Source organism: Streptomyces sp. NBC_01446, from assembly GCF_026340095.1.
In the GTDB taxonomy this organism is placed as follows: Bacteria; Actinomycetota; Actinomycetes; order Streptomycetales; family Streptomycetaceae; genus Streptomyces; species Streptomyces aureus.
Window position 1 is genome coordinate 6,360,001 of record NZ_JAPEPO010000001.1, and the last position, 16,863, is coordinate 6,376,863.

13 protein-coding genes and 2 rRNA genes (1 of these 15 only partly in view) are annotated in these 16,863 nt (G+C 69.1%); 11 read left to right on the plus strand and 4 right to left on the minus strand.

Annotated elements, in window-relative coordinates:
- A 23S ribosomal RNA gene (locus tag OG456_RS28555) occupies positions 1-3,089 on the plus strand (it extends 34 nt beyond the left edge of the window).
- 140 nt (positions 3,090-3,229) lie between these two features.
- A 5S ribosomal RNA gene (rrf, locus tag OG456_RS28560) occupies positions 3,230-3,346 on the plus strand.
- Positions 3,347-3,465: 119 nt separating this feature from the next.
- On the opposite strand, the gene OG456_RS28565 is transcribed toward rrf, so the two are convergent.
- On the minus strand, positions 3,466-4,710 hold the full coding sequence (locus tag OG456_RS28565; protein WP_266569571.1) for a hypothetical protein: 1,245 nt from the start codon (positions 4,708-4,710) through the stop codon (positions 3,466-3,468).
- A gap of 72 nt (positions 4,711-4,782) precedes the next feature.
- On the opposite strand from OG456_RS28565, the gene OG456_RS28570 reads away from it, so the two are divergent.
- A complete protein-coding gene (locus OG456_RS28570) occupies positions 4,783-5,610 on the plus strand; it encodes a hypothetical protein (protein ID WP_266569466.1) in 828 nt (275 codons plus the stop codon).
- A 110-nt stretch (positions 5,611-5,720) separates the two neighbouring features.
- Here OG456_RS28570 and OG456_RS28575 read toward each other — a convergent pair whose 3' ends face one another.
- The gene (locus OG456_RS28575; protein ID WP_266565905.1) at positions 5,721-7,010 is read right to left on the minus strand and encodes a DUF1015 domain-containing protein; all 1,290 of its coding nucleotides are present in this window, start codon (positions 7,008-7,010) and stop codon (positions 5,721-5,723) included.
- 72 nt (positions 7,011-7,082) lie between these two features.
- Between OG456_RS28575 and OG456_RS28580 the strand changes: the two genes are divergently transcribed.
- From OG456_RS28580 to OG456_RS28595, 4 genes are all read left to right on the plus strand, one after another.
- The gene (locus tag OG456_RS28580) at positions 7,083-8,111 is read left to right on the plus strand and encodes an HAD hydrolase-like protein (protein ID WP_266565907.1); all 1,029 of its coding nucleotides are present in this window, start codon (positions 7,083-7,085) and stop codon (positions 8,109-8,111) included.
- 141 nt (positions 8,112-8,252) lie between these two features.
- On the plus strand, positions 8,253-9,296 hold the full coding sequence (locus OG456_RS28585; RefSeq protein WP_266565909.1) for an iron ABC transporter permease: 1,044 nt from the start codon (positions 8,253-8,255) through the stop codon (positions 9,294-9,296).
- Positions 9,293-10,321 carry an iron chelate uptake ABC transporter family permease subunit gene (locus OG456_RS28590; RefSeq protein WP_266565911.1) on the plus strand — a complete coding sequence of 343 codons (1,029 nt, stop codon included), beginning with the start codon at positions 9,293-9,295 and terminating at the stop codon, positions 10,319-10,321. The genes OG456_RS28585 and OG456_RS28590 overlap by 4 nt, the downstream gene beginning before the upstream one ends.
- On the plus strand, positions 10,318-11,211 hold the full coding sequence (locus OG456_RS28595) for an ABC transporter ATP-binding protein (RefSeq protein WP_266565913.1): 894 nt from the start codon (positions 10,318-10,320) through the stop codon (positions 11,209-11,211). Before OG456_RS28590 ends, OG456_RS28595 begins: the two co-directional genes overlap by 4 nt.
- Here the strand turns inward: OG456_RS28595 and OG456_RS28600 are convergent.
- Complete coding sequence (locus tag OG456_RS28600; protein ID WP_266565914.1) at positions 11,195-11,542, minus strand: SCP2 sterol-binding domain-containing protein; 348 nt, start codon at positions 11,540-11,542, stop codon at positions 11,195-11,197. The genes OG456_RS28595 and OG456_RS28600 overlap by 17 nt on opposite strands.
- A 42-nt stretch (positions 11,543-11,584) precedes the next feature.
- Between OG456_RS28600 and OG456_RS28605 the strand changes: the two genes are divergently transcribed.
- From OG456_RS28605 to OG456_RS28615, 3 genes are read left to right on the plus strand one after another with little or no spacing between them, the layout of a single operon-like run.
- Positions 11,585-11,878: a hypothetical protein gene (locus OG456_RS28605; protein WP_266565916.1), complete on the plus strand. Its 294-nt coding sequence runs from the start codon at positions 11,585-11,587 to the stop codon at positions 11,876-11,878.
- 7 nt (positions 11,879-11,885) lie between these two features.
- Positions 11,886-12,701 (plus strand): TlyA family RNA methyltransferase, encoded by an 816-nt coding sequence (locus OG456_RS28610; protein ID WP_266565918.1) that lies wholly within the window; start codon positions 11,886-11,888, stop codon positions 12,699-12,701.
- The gene (locus tag OG456_RS28615) at positions 12,698-13,603 is read left to right on the plus strand and encodes an NAD kinase (protein ID WP_266565920.1); all 906 of its coding nucleotides are present in this window, start codon (positions 12,698-12,700) and stop codon (positions 13,601-13,603) included. Before OG456_RS28610 ends, OG456_RS28615 begins: the two co-directional genes overlap by 4 nt.
- A gap of 84 nt (positions 13,604-13,687) precedes the next feature.
- Here OG456_RS28615 and OG456_RS28620 read toward each other — a convergent pair whose 3' ends face one another.
- Positions 13,688-14,509 carry a hypothetical protein gene (locus OG456_RS28620; RefSeq protein ID WP_266565922.1) on the minus strand — a complete coding sequence of 274 codons (822 nt, stop codon included), beginning with the start codon at positions 14,507-14,509 and terminating at the stop codon, positions 13,688-13,690.
- A 622-nt stretch (positions 14,510-15,131) separates the two neighbouring features.
- Here OG456_RS28620 and recN point away from each other — a divergent pair.
- Positions 15,132-16,859 carry a DNA repair protein RecN gene (recN, locus tag OG456_RS28625; protein ID WP_266569467.1) on the plus strand — a complete coding sequence of 576 codons (1,728 nt, stop codon included), beginning with the start codon at positions 15,132-15,134 and terminating at the stop codon, positions 16,857-16,859.
- The last annotated feature ends 4 nt before the right edge of the window (positions 16,860-16,863 follow it).

Consider the following 16,863-nt stretch of genomic DNA (forward strand, 5'->3'; position numbering starts at 1 on the left):
GGCACCAGGAACCGATGAAGGACGTGGGAGGCCACGATAGTCCCCGGGGAGCCGTCAACCAGGCTTTGATCCGGGGGTTTCCGAATGGGGAAACCCGGCAGTCGTCATGGGCTGTCACCCATACCTGAACACATAGGGTATGTGGAGGGAACGCGGGGAAGTGAAACATCTCAGTACCCGCAGGAAGAGAAAACAACCGTGATTCCGGGAGTAGTGGCGAGCGAAACTGGATGAGGCCAAACCATATGCGTGTGATACCCGGCAGGGGTTGCGCATGTGGGGTTGTGGGATCTCTCTTTCACAGTCTGCCGGCTGTGAGACGAGTCAGAAACCGTTGATGTAGGCGAAGGACATGCGAAAGGTCCGGCGTAGAGGGTAAGACCCCCGTAGTCGAAACATCAGCGGCTCGTTTGAGAGACACCCAAGTAGCACGGGGCCCGAGAAATCCCGTGTGAATCTGGCGGGACCACCCGCTAAGCCTAAATATTCCCTGGTGACCGATAGCGGATAGTACCGTGAGGGAATGGTGAAAAGTACCGCGGGAGCGGAGTGAAATAGTACCTGAAACCGTGTGCCTACAAGCCGTGGGAGCGTCGCTGTATGTGCTTGCACATACAGTCGTGACTGCGTGCCTTTTGAAGAATGAGCCTGCGAGTTTGCGGTGCGTTGCGAGGTTAACCCGTGTGGGGAAGCCGTAGCGAAAGCGAGTCCGAATAGGGCGATTCAGTAGCGCGCTCAAGACCCGAAGCGGAGTGATCTAGCCATGGGCAGGTTGAAGCGGAGGTAAGACTTCGTGGAGGACCGAACCCACCAGGGTTGAAAACCTGGGGGATGACCTGTGGTTAGGGGTGAAAGGCCAATCAAACTCCGTGATAGCTGGTTCTCCCCGAAATGCATTTAGGTGCAGCGTCGTGTGTTTCTTGCCGGAGGTAGAGCACTGGATAGGCGATGGGCCCTACCGGGTTACTGACCTTAGCCAAACTCCGAATGCCGGTAAGTGAGAGCACGGCAGTGAGACTGTGGGGGATAAGCTCCATGGTCGAGAGGGAAACAGCCCAGAGCATCGACTAAGGCCCCTAAGCGTACGCTAAGTGGGAAAGGATGTGGAGTCGCACAGACAACCAGGAGGTTGGCTTAGAAGCAGCCACCCTTGAAAGAGTGCGTAATAGCTCACTGGTCTAGTGATTCCGCGCCGACAATGTAGCGGGGCTCAAGCGTACCGCCGAAGTCGTGTCATTGCGATATATACCCCCAACGGGGATCGTGATGGGTAGGGGAGCGTCGTGTGCCGGGTGAAGCAGCCGCGGAAGCGAGTTGTGGACGGTTCACGAGTGAGAATGCAGGCATGAGTAGCGATACACACGTGAGAAACGTGTGCGCCGATTGACTAAGGGTTCCTGGGTCAAGCTGATCTGCCCAGGGTAAGTCGGGACCTAAGGCGAGGCCGACAGGCGTAGTCGATGGATAACCGGTTGATATTCCGGTACCCGCTGTGAAGCGTCAAACATTGAATCAGGCGATGCTAAGTCCGTGAAGCCGTTCCGGACCCTTCGGGGAAAGGAAAGTGGTGGAGCCGACGGACCAGACTTGTAGTAGGTGAGTGATGGGGTGACGCAGGAAGGTAGTCCAGCCCGGGCGGTGGTTGTCCCGGGGTAAGGGTGTAGGGCGCTGTCCAGGTAAATCCGGACAGCTTGTGCCTGAGACCTGATGCCGAGCCGATTGTGGTGAAGTGGATGATCCTATGCTGTCGAGAAAAGCCTCTAGCGAGTTTCATGGCGGCCCGTACCCTAAACCGACTCAGGTGGTCAGGTAGAGAATACCGAGGCGTTCGGGTGAACTATGGTTAAGGAACTCGGCAAAATGCCCCCGTAACTTCGGGAGAAGGGGGGCCATCACTGGTGAGAGGACTTGCTCCTCGAGCTGGGGGTGGCCGCAGAGACCAGCGAGAAGCGACTGTTTACTAAAAACACAGGTCCGTGCGAAGCCGTAAGGCGATGTATACGGACTGACGCCTGCCCGGTGCTGGAACGTTAAGGGGACCGGTTAGTGCACTTTCGGGTGTGCGAAGCTGAGAACTTAAGCGCCAGTAAACGGCGGTGGTAACTATAACCATCCTAAGGTAGCGAAATTCCTTGTCGGGTAAGTTCCGACCTGCACGAATGGCGTAACGACTTCTCGACTGTCTCAACCATAGGCCCGGTGAAATTGCACTACGAGTAAAGATGCTCGTTTCGCGCAGCAGGACGGAAAGACCCCGGGACCTTTACTACAGTTTGATATTGGTGTTCGGTTCGGCTTGTGTAGGATAGGTGGGAGACTTTGAACTCTGGACGCCAGTTCAGGGGGAGTCGTCGTTGAAATACCACTCTGGTCGTGCTGGATGTCTAACCTGGGTCCGTGATCCGGATCAGGGACAGTGTCTGATGGGTAGTTTAACTGGGGCGGTTGCCTCCTAAAGAGTAACGGAGGCGCCCAAAGGTTCCCTCAGCCTGGTTGGTAATCAGGTGTTGAGTGTAAGTGCACAAGGGAGCTTGACTGTGAGACCGACGGGTCGAGCAGGGACGAAAGTCGGGACTAGTGATCCGGCGGTGGCTTGTGGAAGCGCCGTCGCTCAACGGATAAAAGGTACCCCGGGGATAACAGGCTGATCTTCCCCAAGAGTCCATATCGACGGGATGGTTTGGCACCTCGATGTCGGCTCGTCGCATCCTGGGGCTGGAGTCGGTCCCAAGGGTTGGGCTGTTCGCCCATTAAAGCGGTACGCGAGCTGGGTTTAGAACGTCGTGAGACAGTTCGGTCCCTATCCGCTGCGCGCGCAGGAATATTGAGAAGGGCTGTCCCTAGTACGAGAGGACCGGGACGGACGAACCTCTGGTGTGCCAGTTGTCCTGCCAAGGGCATGGCTGGTTGGCTACGTTCGGAAAGGATAACCGCTGAAAGCATCTAAGCGGGAAGCCTGCTTCGAGATGAGTATTCCCACCCCCTTGAGGGGTTAAGGCTCCCAGTAGACGACTGGGTTGATAGGCCAGATCTGGAAGCCCGGTAACGGGTGGAGGTGACTGGTACTAATAGGCCGAGGGCTTGTCCTCAGTTGCTCGCGTCCACTGTGTTTGTTCTCAGATAACGAACAATTGTGTCGGCTGAACGGCCGCACTACTTAATTGAAGAGTGTGCTTGTTCGCTGCCTTGTTCGGGAACTCGTTTCCTTGAAACGGGACACTGATAGGGTTTCGGTGGTCATAGCGTGAGGGAAACGCCCGGTTACATTCCGAACCCGGAAGCTAAGCCTCAAAGCGCCGATGGTACTGCAGGGGGGACCCTGTGGGAGAGTAGGACGCCGCCGAACAATTTTTAGAGGACCCTTGGTCCCAGCACACACGCTGGGACCAAGGGTCCTTTTTTGTTTTGTCGAAGCGCGCCGGCTACCCGGCTGCGCGAGAATGACTGCGGTACCGAAGACAGGAGTCACCCATGTCCACCAACTCTCCCGATGAGCGACCGGATCGCGACCAGCGACGCCGGGACAGTGGTGACCGGGACCGGGGCGAATACCGAGGCGGACCGCGACGCGACAACGACCGCGGTGGCCAGGCGCCCCGCCGGGACGACCGCGGCGGCGACCGTGACCGTGGTCCCCGTCGTGACGGCGACCGTCCCGGTGGCGACCGCCCCGCTTTCCGTCGTGATGACCGTGGCGGTGACACCCGTGGTGGTGGGTTCCGTCGTGATGACCGCGGTGGCGACACCCGTGGTGGTGGGTTCCGCCGCGACGACAACCGTGGTGGCGACACCCGTGGTGGCGGTTACCGCCCGCGTGACGACCGCGATCGTGGCCCCCGCCGCGACGACGACCGTCCTCCCTTCCGACGCGATGACCGCCGTGACGACAACCGGCGCGACGACCGTCGTGACGACCGTGGTGGCGACAGCCGCGGCGGCGACAACCGTGGTGGTGGCTTCCGTCGTGACGACCGTGGTGTCGACACCCGTGGTGGTGGCGGTTACCGCCCGCGTGACGACCGTGACCGTGGTCCCCGTCGTGATGACCGTGGCGGTGGCGACCGCCCCGCCTTCCGTCGCGATGACCGTGGTGGCGACACCCGTGGTGGCGGTTACCGCCCCCGTGACGACCGTGACCGTGGTCCCCGTCGTGACGGCGACCGTCCCGGTGGCGACCGTCCTGCCTTCCGTCGTGATGACCGTGGCGGTGACACCCGTGGTGGTGGGTTCCGTCGTGATGACCGCGGTGGCGACACCCGTGGTGGTGGGTTCCGCCGCGACGACAACCGTGGTGGCGACACCCGTGGTGGCGGTTACCGCCCGCGTGACGACCGTGACCGTGGTCCCCGTCGTGACGGCGACCGTCCCGGTGGCGACCGCCCCGCCTTCCGCCGTGACGATGATCGCGGTGGGTACCGTCCCCGTGATGACCGTCGGGACGACCGCCGCGATGACAACCGTGGTGGCGGCTTCCGTCGCGACGAGCGTCGTGACGACCGCCGTGACGACAGCCGTGGTGGCGGCTTCCGTCGCGACGAGCGTCGTGACGACCGCCGTGACGACAGCCGTGGCGGTGGGTTCCGTCGTGATGACCGTGGTGGCGACACCCGTGGTGGTGGCGGGTACCGGCCGCGTGACGACCGCGACCGTGGGCCGCGCCGCGACGACCGTGGTGGGCGTCCCGGCGGGTTCCGTGGGCGTGACGACCATGGGCGCGACGACCGCCGTGGCGGTGGCCGCTTCCGCGACGAGCGTGACCGCGACCGCGAGCCCATCCGCCGGCTGCCGATCCCCGAGGACGTCACCGGCGACGAGATCGACAAGGACGTACGGCAGGAGCTTCAGAGCCTGCCGAAGGGCCTGGCCGAGGACGTCGCCAAGAACCTGGTGATGGTCGCCAAGCTGATCGACGAGGACCCCGAGCAGGCCTACGAGTACTCGAAGATCGCGCTGCGGCTCGCCTCCAGGGTCGCCGCCGTGCGCGAGGCCGCCGGCTTCGCCGCGTACGCGAACCAGAAGTTCAGCGAGGCGCTCGCCGAGTTCCGCGCCGCCCGGCGCATGACCGGCAACGTCGAGCTGTGGCCCGTCATGGCGGACTGCGAGCGCGGTCTCGGGCGGCCCGAGAAGGCCCTCGACATGGCCGGCGCGCCCGAGGTGGCCAAGCTGGACAAGGCCGGACAGGTCGAGATGCGGCTCGTGGCGGCCGGTGCCCGGCGTGACATGGACCAGCTCGACGCGGCCATCGTGACGCTGCAGAGCCCCGAGCTCGCCTCGAACTCCGTACAGCCGTGGACCGCGCGTCTGCGGTACGCGTACGCCGACGCGCTGCTCGCCGCCGGTCGTGAGGGCGAGGCGCGCGAGTGGTTCGCGAAGGCCGTCGAGTCCGACCGGGACGGCAGCACCGACGCGTCCGACCGGCTCGCCGAGATGGACGGGGTCGAGTTCGTCGACGCCTTCGAGGGCGAGTCCGACGAGGCCCCCGCCACGGTCGCGGGGCCGAAGGCCGCCGCGGGTGACGACGACGAGCCCTGGGTCGAGGACGACGAGGACGTCGAAGAGTTCTACGACGAGGACGACGAGGAGTTCGAGTCCGAGAACGACAAGGGCTGAGCTCAGCGGCTGAGTGCGGCCGCGCATGACGCAGCATGACGAACGGGCGGGATCCCAGCGATGGGGCCCCGCCCGTTCGTCGTATGCGCCTACGCGCGCGTGGCTCGCGGTCAGTCGGCGAGCGTACGCAGCACCAGACCCGTCGCCGGTTTCGGGCCGAACGACGTCGACTTGCGGGGCATCGTCACGCCCTGCCGCGCCAGGTCGCGGACGACTTCCTCGCGGACCGGGTGCATGAGGACGGCCGTGCCGCCGTCACGTTCCGCCTTCGCGACCGTGGCGGCCGCGTCATGGATGTACGCGATGTGCTCCGGCGCGTCCTCGGGGATGCGCCAGACATGCTCCAGGAGCGTGGAGTGCAGGACGGTCGCGTCGAGCGTGCGCCAGGCCTCCGGGCGGTCGGTAGGGATCGTACGGGCCAGGAGCTCCGGGGACGGGGTGTCCGCGAGGTGGAAGGAGCCGGCGCCGGCGAGGAGGAACGCGTTGCCGTGGGCGGCCGCGTCGGCGAGGGCTTTCAGGGCCTGAGACAGCGGGCCGGGGATTTCGCGCAGCCGGAAGGAGCCCTTCAGCGCGGCCAGGGCGTCCGGGACCGGGAGGCGGTGCAGGAGGCGATGGATGGCGCGCACGCGCAGCGGATAGCGGGCCGTGTCCACGAGGAGGACGAGGCCGAAGTCCCATGGGGTGGGGGACGGTTGTTCGGAGCGCAGGCGCAGATACGTCGCCCAGCGGTGGTGGCCGTCCGCGATCAGGGCCTGGTGGTGGGCGAGGTCCGCGCGGATCTCAGCCAGCTCGGCCGGGTCGGTGACCGACCACAGGCGGTGGGCGAAGCCGTCCTCCGTGGTCGTCGCGAGGAGCGGGGGGCGCTTTACCGTGCGTTCGATGACCGCGGTCGTGCCCGTCGCGTTGCCCTCGCTGCGGTAGGTGAGGAGCAGGGGTTCGAGGTTGGCGGCCGTGGCGCGCATCAGGCCCGCGCGGTCGGCGATCACGTGCGGCATGACGTCCTCGTGGGGCAGGACGACCCTTTCGGACGGCTCGGACAGACGCAGGGCACCGATGACGCCGCGCTGGAGATGGTCGCCGTCGCGCTGCTCGTAGACGTACAGCGCGGGGATCTCGTCGGGGGCCAGGATGCCCTCGGACAGCCAGCGGCGCAGGGTGTCGGCCGCGAGGGCGTTGCGGGTGTCCGGGGAGACGGCCTGCGGGAGGATCAGGCGGACGATGTTGTGCGGGTCCGCGGACTCCAGGTGGTGCAGGCCGTCGGGGCGGACGACCACGTCGTACGGGGGTGACGTCACGGCGGCGAGGCTGCCCACGCGCTCGGGGACGTAACGCACACCCCTGAACGGGATCAGGTCGAGGCCGTCACTGTCCGTCGGACCTGGGGGACCTGCAGTGTTCATTGCTGCATCGTATGTGTGTCAGTGGCATGAGCGATGATCGGGGGAGTGGGATCGAACGAGGAGCGATGTGTAATGAGCCAGACCGTCAGGACGCGGCCCGAAGGCAGTCGGCGAGCGCTGAACGAGGCGTACGACACGGCGCTGCTCGACCTCGACGGGGTGGTGTACGCGGGCGGTGACGCCATCGCGCACGCCCCCGAGTCGCTCGCCGTGGCGCGCGGGGCGGGCATGGGGCTCGCGTACGTCACGAACAACGCGCTGCGTACGCCGGACGCCGTGGCCGAGCATCTGAGGGAGCTGGGGATTCCGACGGACGCGGCGGACGTCATCACGTCGGCGCAGGCAGTGGCGCGCCTGATCAGTGAGCAAGTGCCGGACGGGTCACGGGTGTTGGTAATCGGCGGGGAGGGGCTGCGGGTCGCACTGAGAGAGCGCGGGCTCGAGCCGGTGGACTCCGCCGACGACGAGCCGGTGGCGGTGGTACAGGGGTACGGCGGGCCCGACCTGGCCTGGGGGCGGTTCGCGGAGGCCTGTTACGCGATCGCACGCGGTGTGCCGTGGTTCGCGTCCAATACGGACCTGACCATTCCGAGCGCGCGCGGCATCGCTCCGGGCAACGGCGCGGCGGTCGAGGTCGTCCGAATCGCGACGGGTGCGCAGCCGCAGGTGGCCGGCAAGCCGTTGCCTCCGATGCACCGCGAGACGATCCTGCGCACCGGCGCGGAGCGGCCGTTGGTGATCGGGGACCGCCTCGACACGGACATCGAGGGCGCGTTCAACGGGGAGGTGGACTCGCTGCTCGTTCTGACCGGTGTCACCGACGGCGCGCAGCTGCTCGCCGCGCCGCCGCAGCACCGGCCCACCTATGTCGACGTCGACCTGCGGGGGCTGCTCACCGGGCAGCCGGAAGTCGTGGCGCGGGGGGACGGGTTCGCGTGCGGGGGCTGGGTCGCGACCGCGGGCGGCGAGCGCCTTGAGCTGGAGGGGGACGGCGAGGCGATCGACGGGCTGAGGGCGCTGTGCGCGGCGGCCTGGACGGCGGCGGGGGACGGGACCTGCGGGCTCGACGGTGCGAAGGCGCTGGCGCGGCTGGGGGTTTGAGGCGGCGCGGGCGGGGAGGCGTACGGCGGGTGGGGTTTCCTGCGCTTCCCCGAGCTTCTCGGTGCTTCCCCAGTGCTTCCCCGAGCTTCTCTGGCGGTAGCGACCTCGAAGAGGGCGGGGAGGGTAGGCTAACCTAACCTCGTGTTGGTCGACAGTCCCCTCGAACAGCGCGCGGATACTGCCGCCGCGCCCCCGAACCGCCGGGCGATACGTACGGTCGGGCTCCTCGGAGCCGTCGTCGTACTGGCCGCGCTCCTGGTCGTGAGCGTCGCGATCGGGGCGAAACCCCTGTCCGTTGGCCAGGTGTGGCACGGCCTGTTCGAGGACACCGGGACGTTCAGCGATGTCGTGGTGGGCGAGCGGCTCGCGCGCACGCTGCTCGGGCTTCTCTCCGGTGTCGCGCTCGGGCTCTCCGGCGCGGTCCTCCAGGCGCTGACCCGTAACCCGCTGGCCGACCCCGGACTCCTCGGCATCAACATGGGCGCCTCGGCGGCCGTCGTCACCGCCGTCAGCTTCTTCGGCGTCACCTCGCTGACGGGCTATGTGTGGTTCGCCTTCCTCGGGGCCGCGGCCGTGGGTGTTCTCGTCTACGTCCTCGGCGGGACCCGCAGTGCGACGCCGGTGCGGCTCGCACTCGCCGGGACCGCCATCAGCGCCGCGCTCTACGGCTATCTCCAGGCCGTGATGATCATGGACAACGCGGCGCTGGGCAAGATGCGCTTCTGGACGGTGGGCTCGCTCGTCTCTGCCGACATGTCGACGATCCGGCAGGTGCTGCCGTTCATCGCCGTCGGTTCGGTGCTCGCCCTCGCGCTCGCGCGGCCGCTCAACGCCATGGCGATGGGCGACGACACGGCCCGCGCCCTCGGCGCGAACCTGAACAGGACGCGTGCGCTGTCCATGATGGCTGCCACGCTGCTGTGCGGCGCCGCGACCGCCGCCTGCGGGCCGATCGTATTCGTCGGCCTGATGGTGCCCCACGTCGTCCGTTCCTTCACGGGCCCCGACCTGCGCTGGATCCTGCCGTTCTCCGCTGTCCTGTCGCCCGTGCTGCTCCTCGGCGCGGACGTCGTGGGCCGGCTCGTGGCGCGGCCCGCCGAGGTCCAGGTCGGCATCGTCACCGCGATCATCGGCGGCCCGGTCTTCATCTACCTCGTGCGCCGGCGGAAGGTCACCCAGCTGTGAAGGCGATCCGTACCCGGGGCGGGATCTCCCTGCGCCTCGACATCCGCGGGCTCGTGATCGTCCTCGTGCTGCTGTGCGTCGCGCTCGCCGCGAGCGTCGCGCTGATCGGCACCGGCGACTTCCCCATCTCCGCCACCGACGTGATCCGTACGCTGCTCGGCAACGGTGACGCGGGGCAGGAGTTCATCGTCAACGAGCTGCGGCTGCCCAGGGTCCTCGTGGGACTCCTCGTCGGCGCGGCGCTCGCGCTCGGCGGCGCGCTCTTCCAGGCCATCTCCCGTAATCCGCTGGGCAGTCCGGACATTCTGGGCCTCGGTCAGGGCTCCACGGCCGGTGCGCTCGTCATGATCGTGCTGTTCTCGGGGAGCGCCGCCCAGGTCGCGCTCGGGGCGCTCGTCGGCGGTCTGGTGACCGGGTTCGCCATCTATCTGCTCGCCTGGAAGCGTGGCGTGCACGGATACCGGCTCGTCCTGGTCGGCATCGGAATGTCCGCCGTCATGACCGCGGTCAACGGCTATCTGCTGACCAAGGCAGACATCGTCGACGCCGCCCGCGCGACGGTCTGGATGACGGGATCGCTCGACGGCCGCGACTGGAACCAGGTCTGGCCCCTGCTCGCCCTGTGCGCCGTCCTCGTACCCGTCGCCCTCACGTACGCGCGGCCGCTGCGCATGCTGGAGATGGGCGACGACGTGGCGAACGCGCTCGGGGTGCGCGTCGAGCGGACGCGGCTCGTCCTGCTCGTGGCCGCCGTGCTGCTCACCGCCGCGGCCACCGCCGCCGCGGGACCCGTCGGATTCGTCGCGCTGACCGCCCCCCAGCTGGCCCGGCGGCTCACCCGCTCGCCGGGTCCGAACATCGCGGCGTCCATGTGCATGGGAGCGGCCCTGCTCGTCACCGCCGACTGGATCTCGCAGCGCGCCTTCGGCGCCGACCAGCTGCCCGTCGGAGTGGTCACCGGAGTCGTCGGCGGTGTCTATCTGCTGTGGCTCCTGCTCTCCGAGCGGAAAGCCGGCCGGATATGAGCGACAGGAACCCCAGCCAGAGCAACAACCGGAGGAGCACCACCGTGAACCGACTGTCCGCCGAGAACGTCACCCTGGGCTACGACCAGCGTGTGATCGCGTCGGAGCTCTCGGTCGAGATCCCCGACAACTCCTTCACCGTGATCGTCGGCCCGAACGCCTGCGGCAAGTCCACGCTGCTGCGCGCGCTGTCGCGGATGCTGAAGCCGTCGACGGGCCGGGTGCTCCTCGACGGGCAGGCCATCCAGTCGATGCCGGCGAAGAAGGTGGCGCGCACGCTGGGGCTGCTGCCCCAGTCGTCGATCGCGCCCGACGGCATCACCGTCGGCGACCTCGTCTCCCGCGGCCGCTACCCCCACCAGGGCCTGCTGCGCCAGTGGTCCAGCGACGACGAGCGGATCGTGCAGGAGTCGATGGCCTCCACCGGAGTGGCCGAACTCGCCGATCGCTTTGTCGACGAACTGTCCGGCGGTCAGCGCCAGCGCGTCTGGATCGCCATGGCGCTCGCCCAGCAGACCCCGCTGCTGCTCCTCGACGAGCCGACCACGTACCTCGACATCCAGCACCAGATCGACGTACTGGACCTGTGCGCGGAGCTGCACGAGGAGCAGGGGCGCACGCTCGTCGCGGTCCTGCACGACCTCAATCACGCGGCCCGCTACGCCACCCACCTGATCGCGCTTCGCGGCGGCGAGATCATCGCCGAGGGAGCGCCGGGCGACATCGTCACCGCGGACCTCGTCGAGCGGCTCTTCGGGATGAAGTGCCAGGTCATCGACGATCCGGAGACCGGTACTCCGCTGGTGGTGCCGGCCGCGCGCAAGGCCAGGAAGGCCCCAGCCCGGGACGCGGAGGCGCCCGCGAAGGCGGTGGCTAGAGCAGCGTCCTGAGCCGCAGCAGATCGCGGAAGCCGGCCTCCAGCCTGATCCGGCCGGAGGCCCAGGCCTTCGCGAAGTTCAGCCTGCCGTCGACCATCGCGACCAGGTCGTCGCCGGTCATCGCGAGCCGGATCTGTGCCCGGTCGGGCGGCGGCCCGTCGACCGTGTCGAGCACCTCGATCCGGCCGTTCTCGAGCCGGCCCGTGAACGTGATCCCGAGGTCCGTGACATGGCAGCTCAGCGAGCGGTCGAGCGCCGCCGCGCTGCGTACCCCGCCGTCCGCGCCCGCCAGATTGTCAGAGAGTTTGTCGAGTGCGGCACGGCACTCCTGCGTCGTCGCCATCGCGGTCGACCGTACCCCAGTGCTACGCGGTAGCGTCGTGGCATGAACGACTCTCATCCGGACCCCGACCAGGTGCCGGACCAGGCGGCCGGGGTCCCGGAGGTCCGGGACGAACCGTCGTACGAGCCCGCGGCCCCGGCCCCCCTCGGCGTCCCGCGCACCCCCACCGGCAACGCGGACGTGGACGCCGGGCTCGACCGGCTCGCCGACGTCGACCACCTCACCGCCGACGGACACATCGAGGTGTACGAGGATGTACACCGGGGCCTGCGTGACGCGCTGACCGCGCTGGACGCACGCCCCGAGCCCTCACCCTCGAACCGACACAGGAGCTGAACCGAACGTGGCAGGAGTGGCACGACGCCGCCTCGACGCCGAGCTCGTCCGCCGGAAGCTCGCCCGCTCGCGCGAGCACGCGAGCCAGCTGATCGCCGCGGGGCGCGTCACGGTCGGCAGGACCACCGCGACCAAGCCCGCCACGCAGGTGGAGACCGCCGCCGCGATCGTGGTCACGCAGGACGACAACGACCCCGACTACGTCTCGCGCGGCGGCCACAAGCTCGCGGGGGCCCTCGCGGCCTTCGTGCCGCAGGGGCTCGCCGTCGAGGGACGCCGCGCGCTCGACGCGGGGGCGTCCACGGGCGGGTTCACCGACGTCTTGCTGAGGGCCGGCGTCGCCCATGTCGTCGCCGTCGACGTCGGGTACGGGCAACTCGCCTGGTCGCTGCAGAGCGATGAACGCGTCACCGTCAAGGACCGTACGAACGTACGCGAGTTGACGCTGGAGGCGATCGATGGAAAACCCGTGGACCTGGTCGTCGGAGACCTGTCCTTCATCCCGCTCGGCCTGGTGCTCCCCGCCCTCGCGCGGTGCGCGGCGCCCGACGCGGACCTGATGCTCATGGTGAAGCCGCAGTTCGAGATCGGCAAGGACCGCCTCGGCAGCGGCGGTGTCGTGCGCAGCCCTGAACTGCGGGCCGAGACGGTGCGCACGGTGGCCCGGCAGGCGTGGGAACTCGGCCTCGGCGTAAGGGGCGTGACGGCGAGCCCGCTGCCCGGGCCGTCCGGAAACGTCGAGTACTTTCTGTGGCTCCGCGCCGGTGCGCCCGAACTCGACCCGGCGGACGTTGACCGTGCAGTGGCGGAGGGGCCGCGTTGACACAGACCCGAGCTCGAACTGTTTTCCTGCTCGCACACACCGGGCGGCCCGCCGCCATCCGGAGTGCCGAACTCGTCGTCGAGGGGCTGCTGCGCTGCGGCATCGGCGTACGCGTCCTGGAGGCGGAGGCGGCGGACCTGCCGCTCCCGGCGTCGGTGGAGCTCGTGAAGGAGGCGACTCCGGAGTGCCTCGACGCCTGTGAGCTGCTGGTCGTCCTCGGCGGCGACGGGACTTTGCTGCGTGGCGCCGAGTTCGCCCGCGCCTCCGGGGTCCCGATGCTTGGGGTGAACCTCGGCCGCGTCGGCTTCCTCGCCGAGGCCGAGCGCGACGACCTCGACAGGGTGGTCGACCGGGTCGTCACCAAGGCGTACGAGGTCGAGGAGCGCATGACGATCGACGTCGTCGTGCACAGCAACGGCGACGTCGTGCACCGCGACTGGGCGCTCAACGAGGCCGCCGTGCAGAAGATGTCGGCCGAGCGGATGCTCGAGGTCGTCCTGGAGATCGACGGGCGTCCCGTCACCGGCTTCGGCTGCGACGGCATCGTGTGCGCGACACCCACCGGCTCCACGGCCTACGCGTTCTCGGCCGGTGGTCCCGTCGTGTGGCCCGAGGTCGAGGCGCTCCTCATGGTGCCGATCAGCGCGCACGCCCTGTTCGCCAAGCCGCTGGTGACCTCGCCGGACTCGGTGCTAGCCGTCGAGGTGCAGCAGCACACCCCGCACGGCGTGCTGTGGTGCGACGGGCGGCGGACCGTGGAACTGCCCGCCGGCGCGCGCGTCGAGGTGCGGCGCGGGGCGGTGCCGGTGCGGCTCGCGCGGCTGCATCACGCCTCGTTCACGGATCGGCTCGTCGCCAAGTTCGCGCTGCCCGTCTCCGGCTGGCGCGGGAAGCCCCAGTAGGACATCCCGTAGGTGATCACGTCCGTACGACGGTGATCGCGCGGCGCATCACCGTCCACACCGGGACACCGGTCGCGAGCAGCGTCAGCAGGAGTGTGCCCGCGACCGTCCCGGCGGCGAGGGTCCACGGGACTTACGGCAGCGGCGAGCGCGATCAGGGCGCCGAGCAGCAGCGCCGTACCGGCGACGACGACGGCCTCCCAGGCGGCCATGGAAGTGCACCTGGCCGCGCTGGGTGCCGACGACCCGCAGCAGGGCCACGTCCCGGCGCCGCTCGAACGAGATCATGGCGAGCGTGTTGGCGGCGGCTGTGGCGGCGAACCCCGCGTACAGCGCCGTGCCCATGTAGTCGAGCCACACTTCGCCGGTGCTGCCCGCCGAGCCCGTGCGGTGCTGTGCCGTCGTGTGCGGGGCGACCTTGGTGAGGCCGAAGCCGACGACGAGGACGAGCGGGACGACGGCGGCCGAGAAGCGGCGGGGCTGCGAGCGGACGTTGAGCATCGCGAGCCGCGCACTCGCGCCGAAGCGGCCCACGAGCACCGAGACCAGCCAGGCCGCGGGTCCTACGATCCGCGGGCCGAGCAGGCCCACCCCCATGCAGAACAGGATCAGGACGAGGAACGCGCCCTGGCCCGCCTCCTCGGCGCCCTGCCGGGACAGCAGGGCCGAGAGGAAGCACGCCCCGGCGACCGCGACCAGGCCGAGCGGCGCCCTGAGCGGGCCGAGGTGCCGCCTGCCCGCTGCCGCCTCGGACAGGGCGCGGGCGGGCCGCAGGAGCGAGAACCGCGGCGACGAGAGCAGCGCGGCGACCGTCGACGTCACCACGGTCACCCCGAGGCGGACCGGCAGCGCCGCCCAGCTGAGGCGGAACGGCACCCCCGGCGGGATCGGACCGTGCGTGACCATGCCGGAGAACCAGGCCCTGGCGAGCAGCCCACCCGGTCCGTCCCCGCGGCGCTCGCGGGCTTCGCGGCGTGGCGCACCTGGCGCGGTCGGGCCCCGATGGCGCGTACGAGGGGGCGAGCTCGCGGTGCTGCTGCGTGACGGCCGTACCCATCGTCGAGACGACCACAAAAATCGACATGTAGATCGAACCGATGAGGAGGACGGGCGCGATGTCGCCGACGCCGTTCTCCGTGATGCGGTGGCGCGCGCCTGCCGGCAGTCCGTCGGTGCTCGTGGCGAGCAGCACCGTCGTCGACGCGCCCACCACCGTCGCCGCGAACAGCGCGGCGACCGCCGTGCCGACGAACGCGGGCCGGTGTGCGCGCAGGGCCGCCCTGGCCAGTCCGGTACTCATGGGCTCAAGCGTGCGGGCGCGTCGGGCTCGGGCACCATGCGGCGGGCAGGCCGCTCCGGACGAGGGCTGTCCCCACCCTCACGGGTGACAACAGGTGACAACGCGCGACGGGAGGACCGGACAGAGCCACTCACGACCTGCGATTTCGGTCTGCCGGGAGGGAAGCGGGGCAGGGCCCGTCGCACACATGGCTCCGGACCTCGTAAGGTCGTGTCCGTGTTGGAGGAGATGCGGATACGGTCGCTCGGAGTCATCGACGACGCGGTGGTCGAGCTGTCGCCGGGATTCACCGCCGTGACCGGCGAGACCGGTGCGGGCAAGACGATGGTGGTCACCAGCCTCGGCCTGCTGCTCGGCGGGCGCGCGGACCCCGCCCTCGTACGGATCGGCGCCAAGGCGGCGGTCGTCGAGGGCCGGATCACCGTGCCCGAGGGCACCGCGGCCCTCGTGCGCGCCCAGGAGGCGGGTGCCGAACTCGACGACGGGGCGCTGCTCATCAGCCGGACCGTCTCGGCGGAGGGGCGCTCACGGGCGCATCTCGGCGGGCGTTCGGTGCCGGTGGGCATGCTGACCGAACTCGCCGACGAGCTCGTCGCCGTGCACGGCCAGACCGATCAGCAGGGGTTGCTCAAGCTGTCCCGGCAACGCGCTGCCCTCGACCGGTACGCGGGCGACGCGGTCGCCGTGCCGCTCACCAAGTACCAGGCCGCGTACCGGCGGCTGCGGGCCGTCAGCGCCGAGCTGGACACCATCGTCACGCGCGCGCGTGAACGCGCCCAGGAAGCGGATCTGCTGCGCTTCGGACTCGACGAGATCGCGGCCGTCGAGCCGCGCGCCGGCGAGGACGTCGAGCTGTCGGCGGAGGCCGAGCGGCTCGGTCACGCGGAGGCGCTCGCCTCGGCCGCGTCCGCCGCGCACACCGCGCTCGCGGGCAACCCCGAGGACCCCGAGGGCGTCGACGCCACCACACTCGTGGGCGGCGCGAACCGCGCGCTCGACGCCGTGCGTGCGCACGACCCGGCCCTGTCCGCGCTCGCCGACCGGATCGGCGAGATCGGCATCCTCCTGTCCGACGTGGCGGGGGAACTCGCCGGATACGCCGACGACCTGGACGCCGACCCGCTGCGGCTCGCGGCGGTCGAGGAGCGGCGGGCCGCGCTGACGCAGCTCACGCGCAAGTACGGGGCGGCCGACGAGGGTACGGCCGGGGTGCTCGCCTGGGCCGAGCAGGGCTCGGCGCGGCTGCTCGAACTCGACGGAGACGACGACCGGGTCGATGAGCTGACCGCAGAGCGGGACGGCCTCCGCAGTGAACTGGGCGTCCTGGCACAGGCGTTGACGGACTCCCGCACGGAGGCGGCGTCACGCTTCGCGGAAGCCGTCACGCAGGAGCTGGCCTCGCTCGCCATGCCCCACGCGCGCGTGTCCTTCGACATCCGGCGCACCGACGACCCGGACGGCGTCGAGCTCGACGGGCGCACGGTCGCGTACGGTCCCTCCGGTGTGGACGAGGTCGAGCTGCTGCTCGCCCCGCACCCCGGCGCCCCGCCGCGGCCGATCGCCAAGGGGGCCTCGGGCGGTGAGCTGTCCCGCGTGATGCTCGCCGTGGAGGTCGTGTTCGCCGGGACCGATCCCGTGCCCACGTATCTGTTCGACGAGGTCGACGCGGGCGTCGGCGGCAAGGCGGCCGTGGAGATCGGCAGGCGCCTCGCCAAGCTCGCCAAGTCGGCGCAGGTCGTGGTCGTCACACACCTTCCGCAGGTGGCGGCCTTCGCCGACCGGCAGCTCCTCGTGGAGAAGACGAACGACGGGACCGTCACCCGGTCCGGTGTCACCGTCCTCGAAGGCGAGGACCGGGTCCGCGAGCTGTCCCGGATGCTGGCGGGCCAGGAGGACTCCGAGACGGCGCGCGCGCACGCGGAGGAGCTGCTCGCCACCGCCCGAGCGGACGCGTAACCGC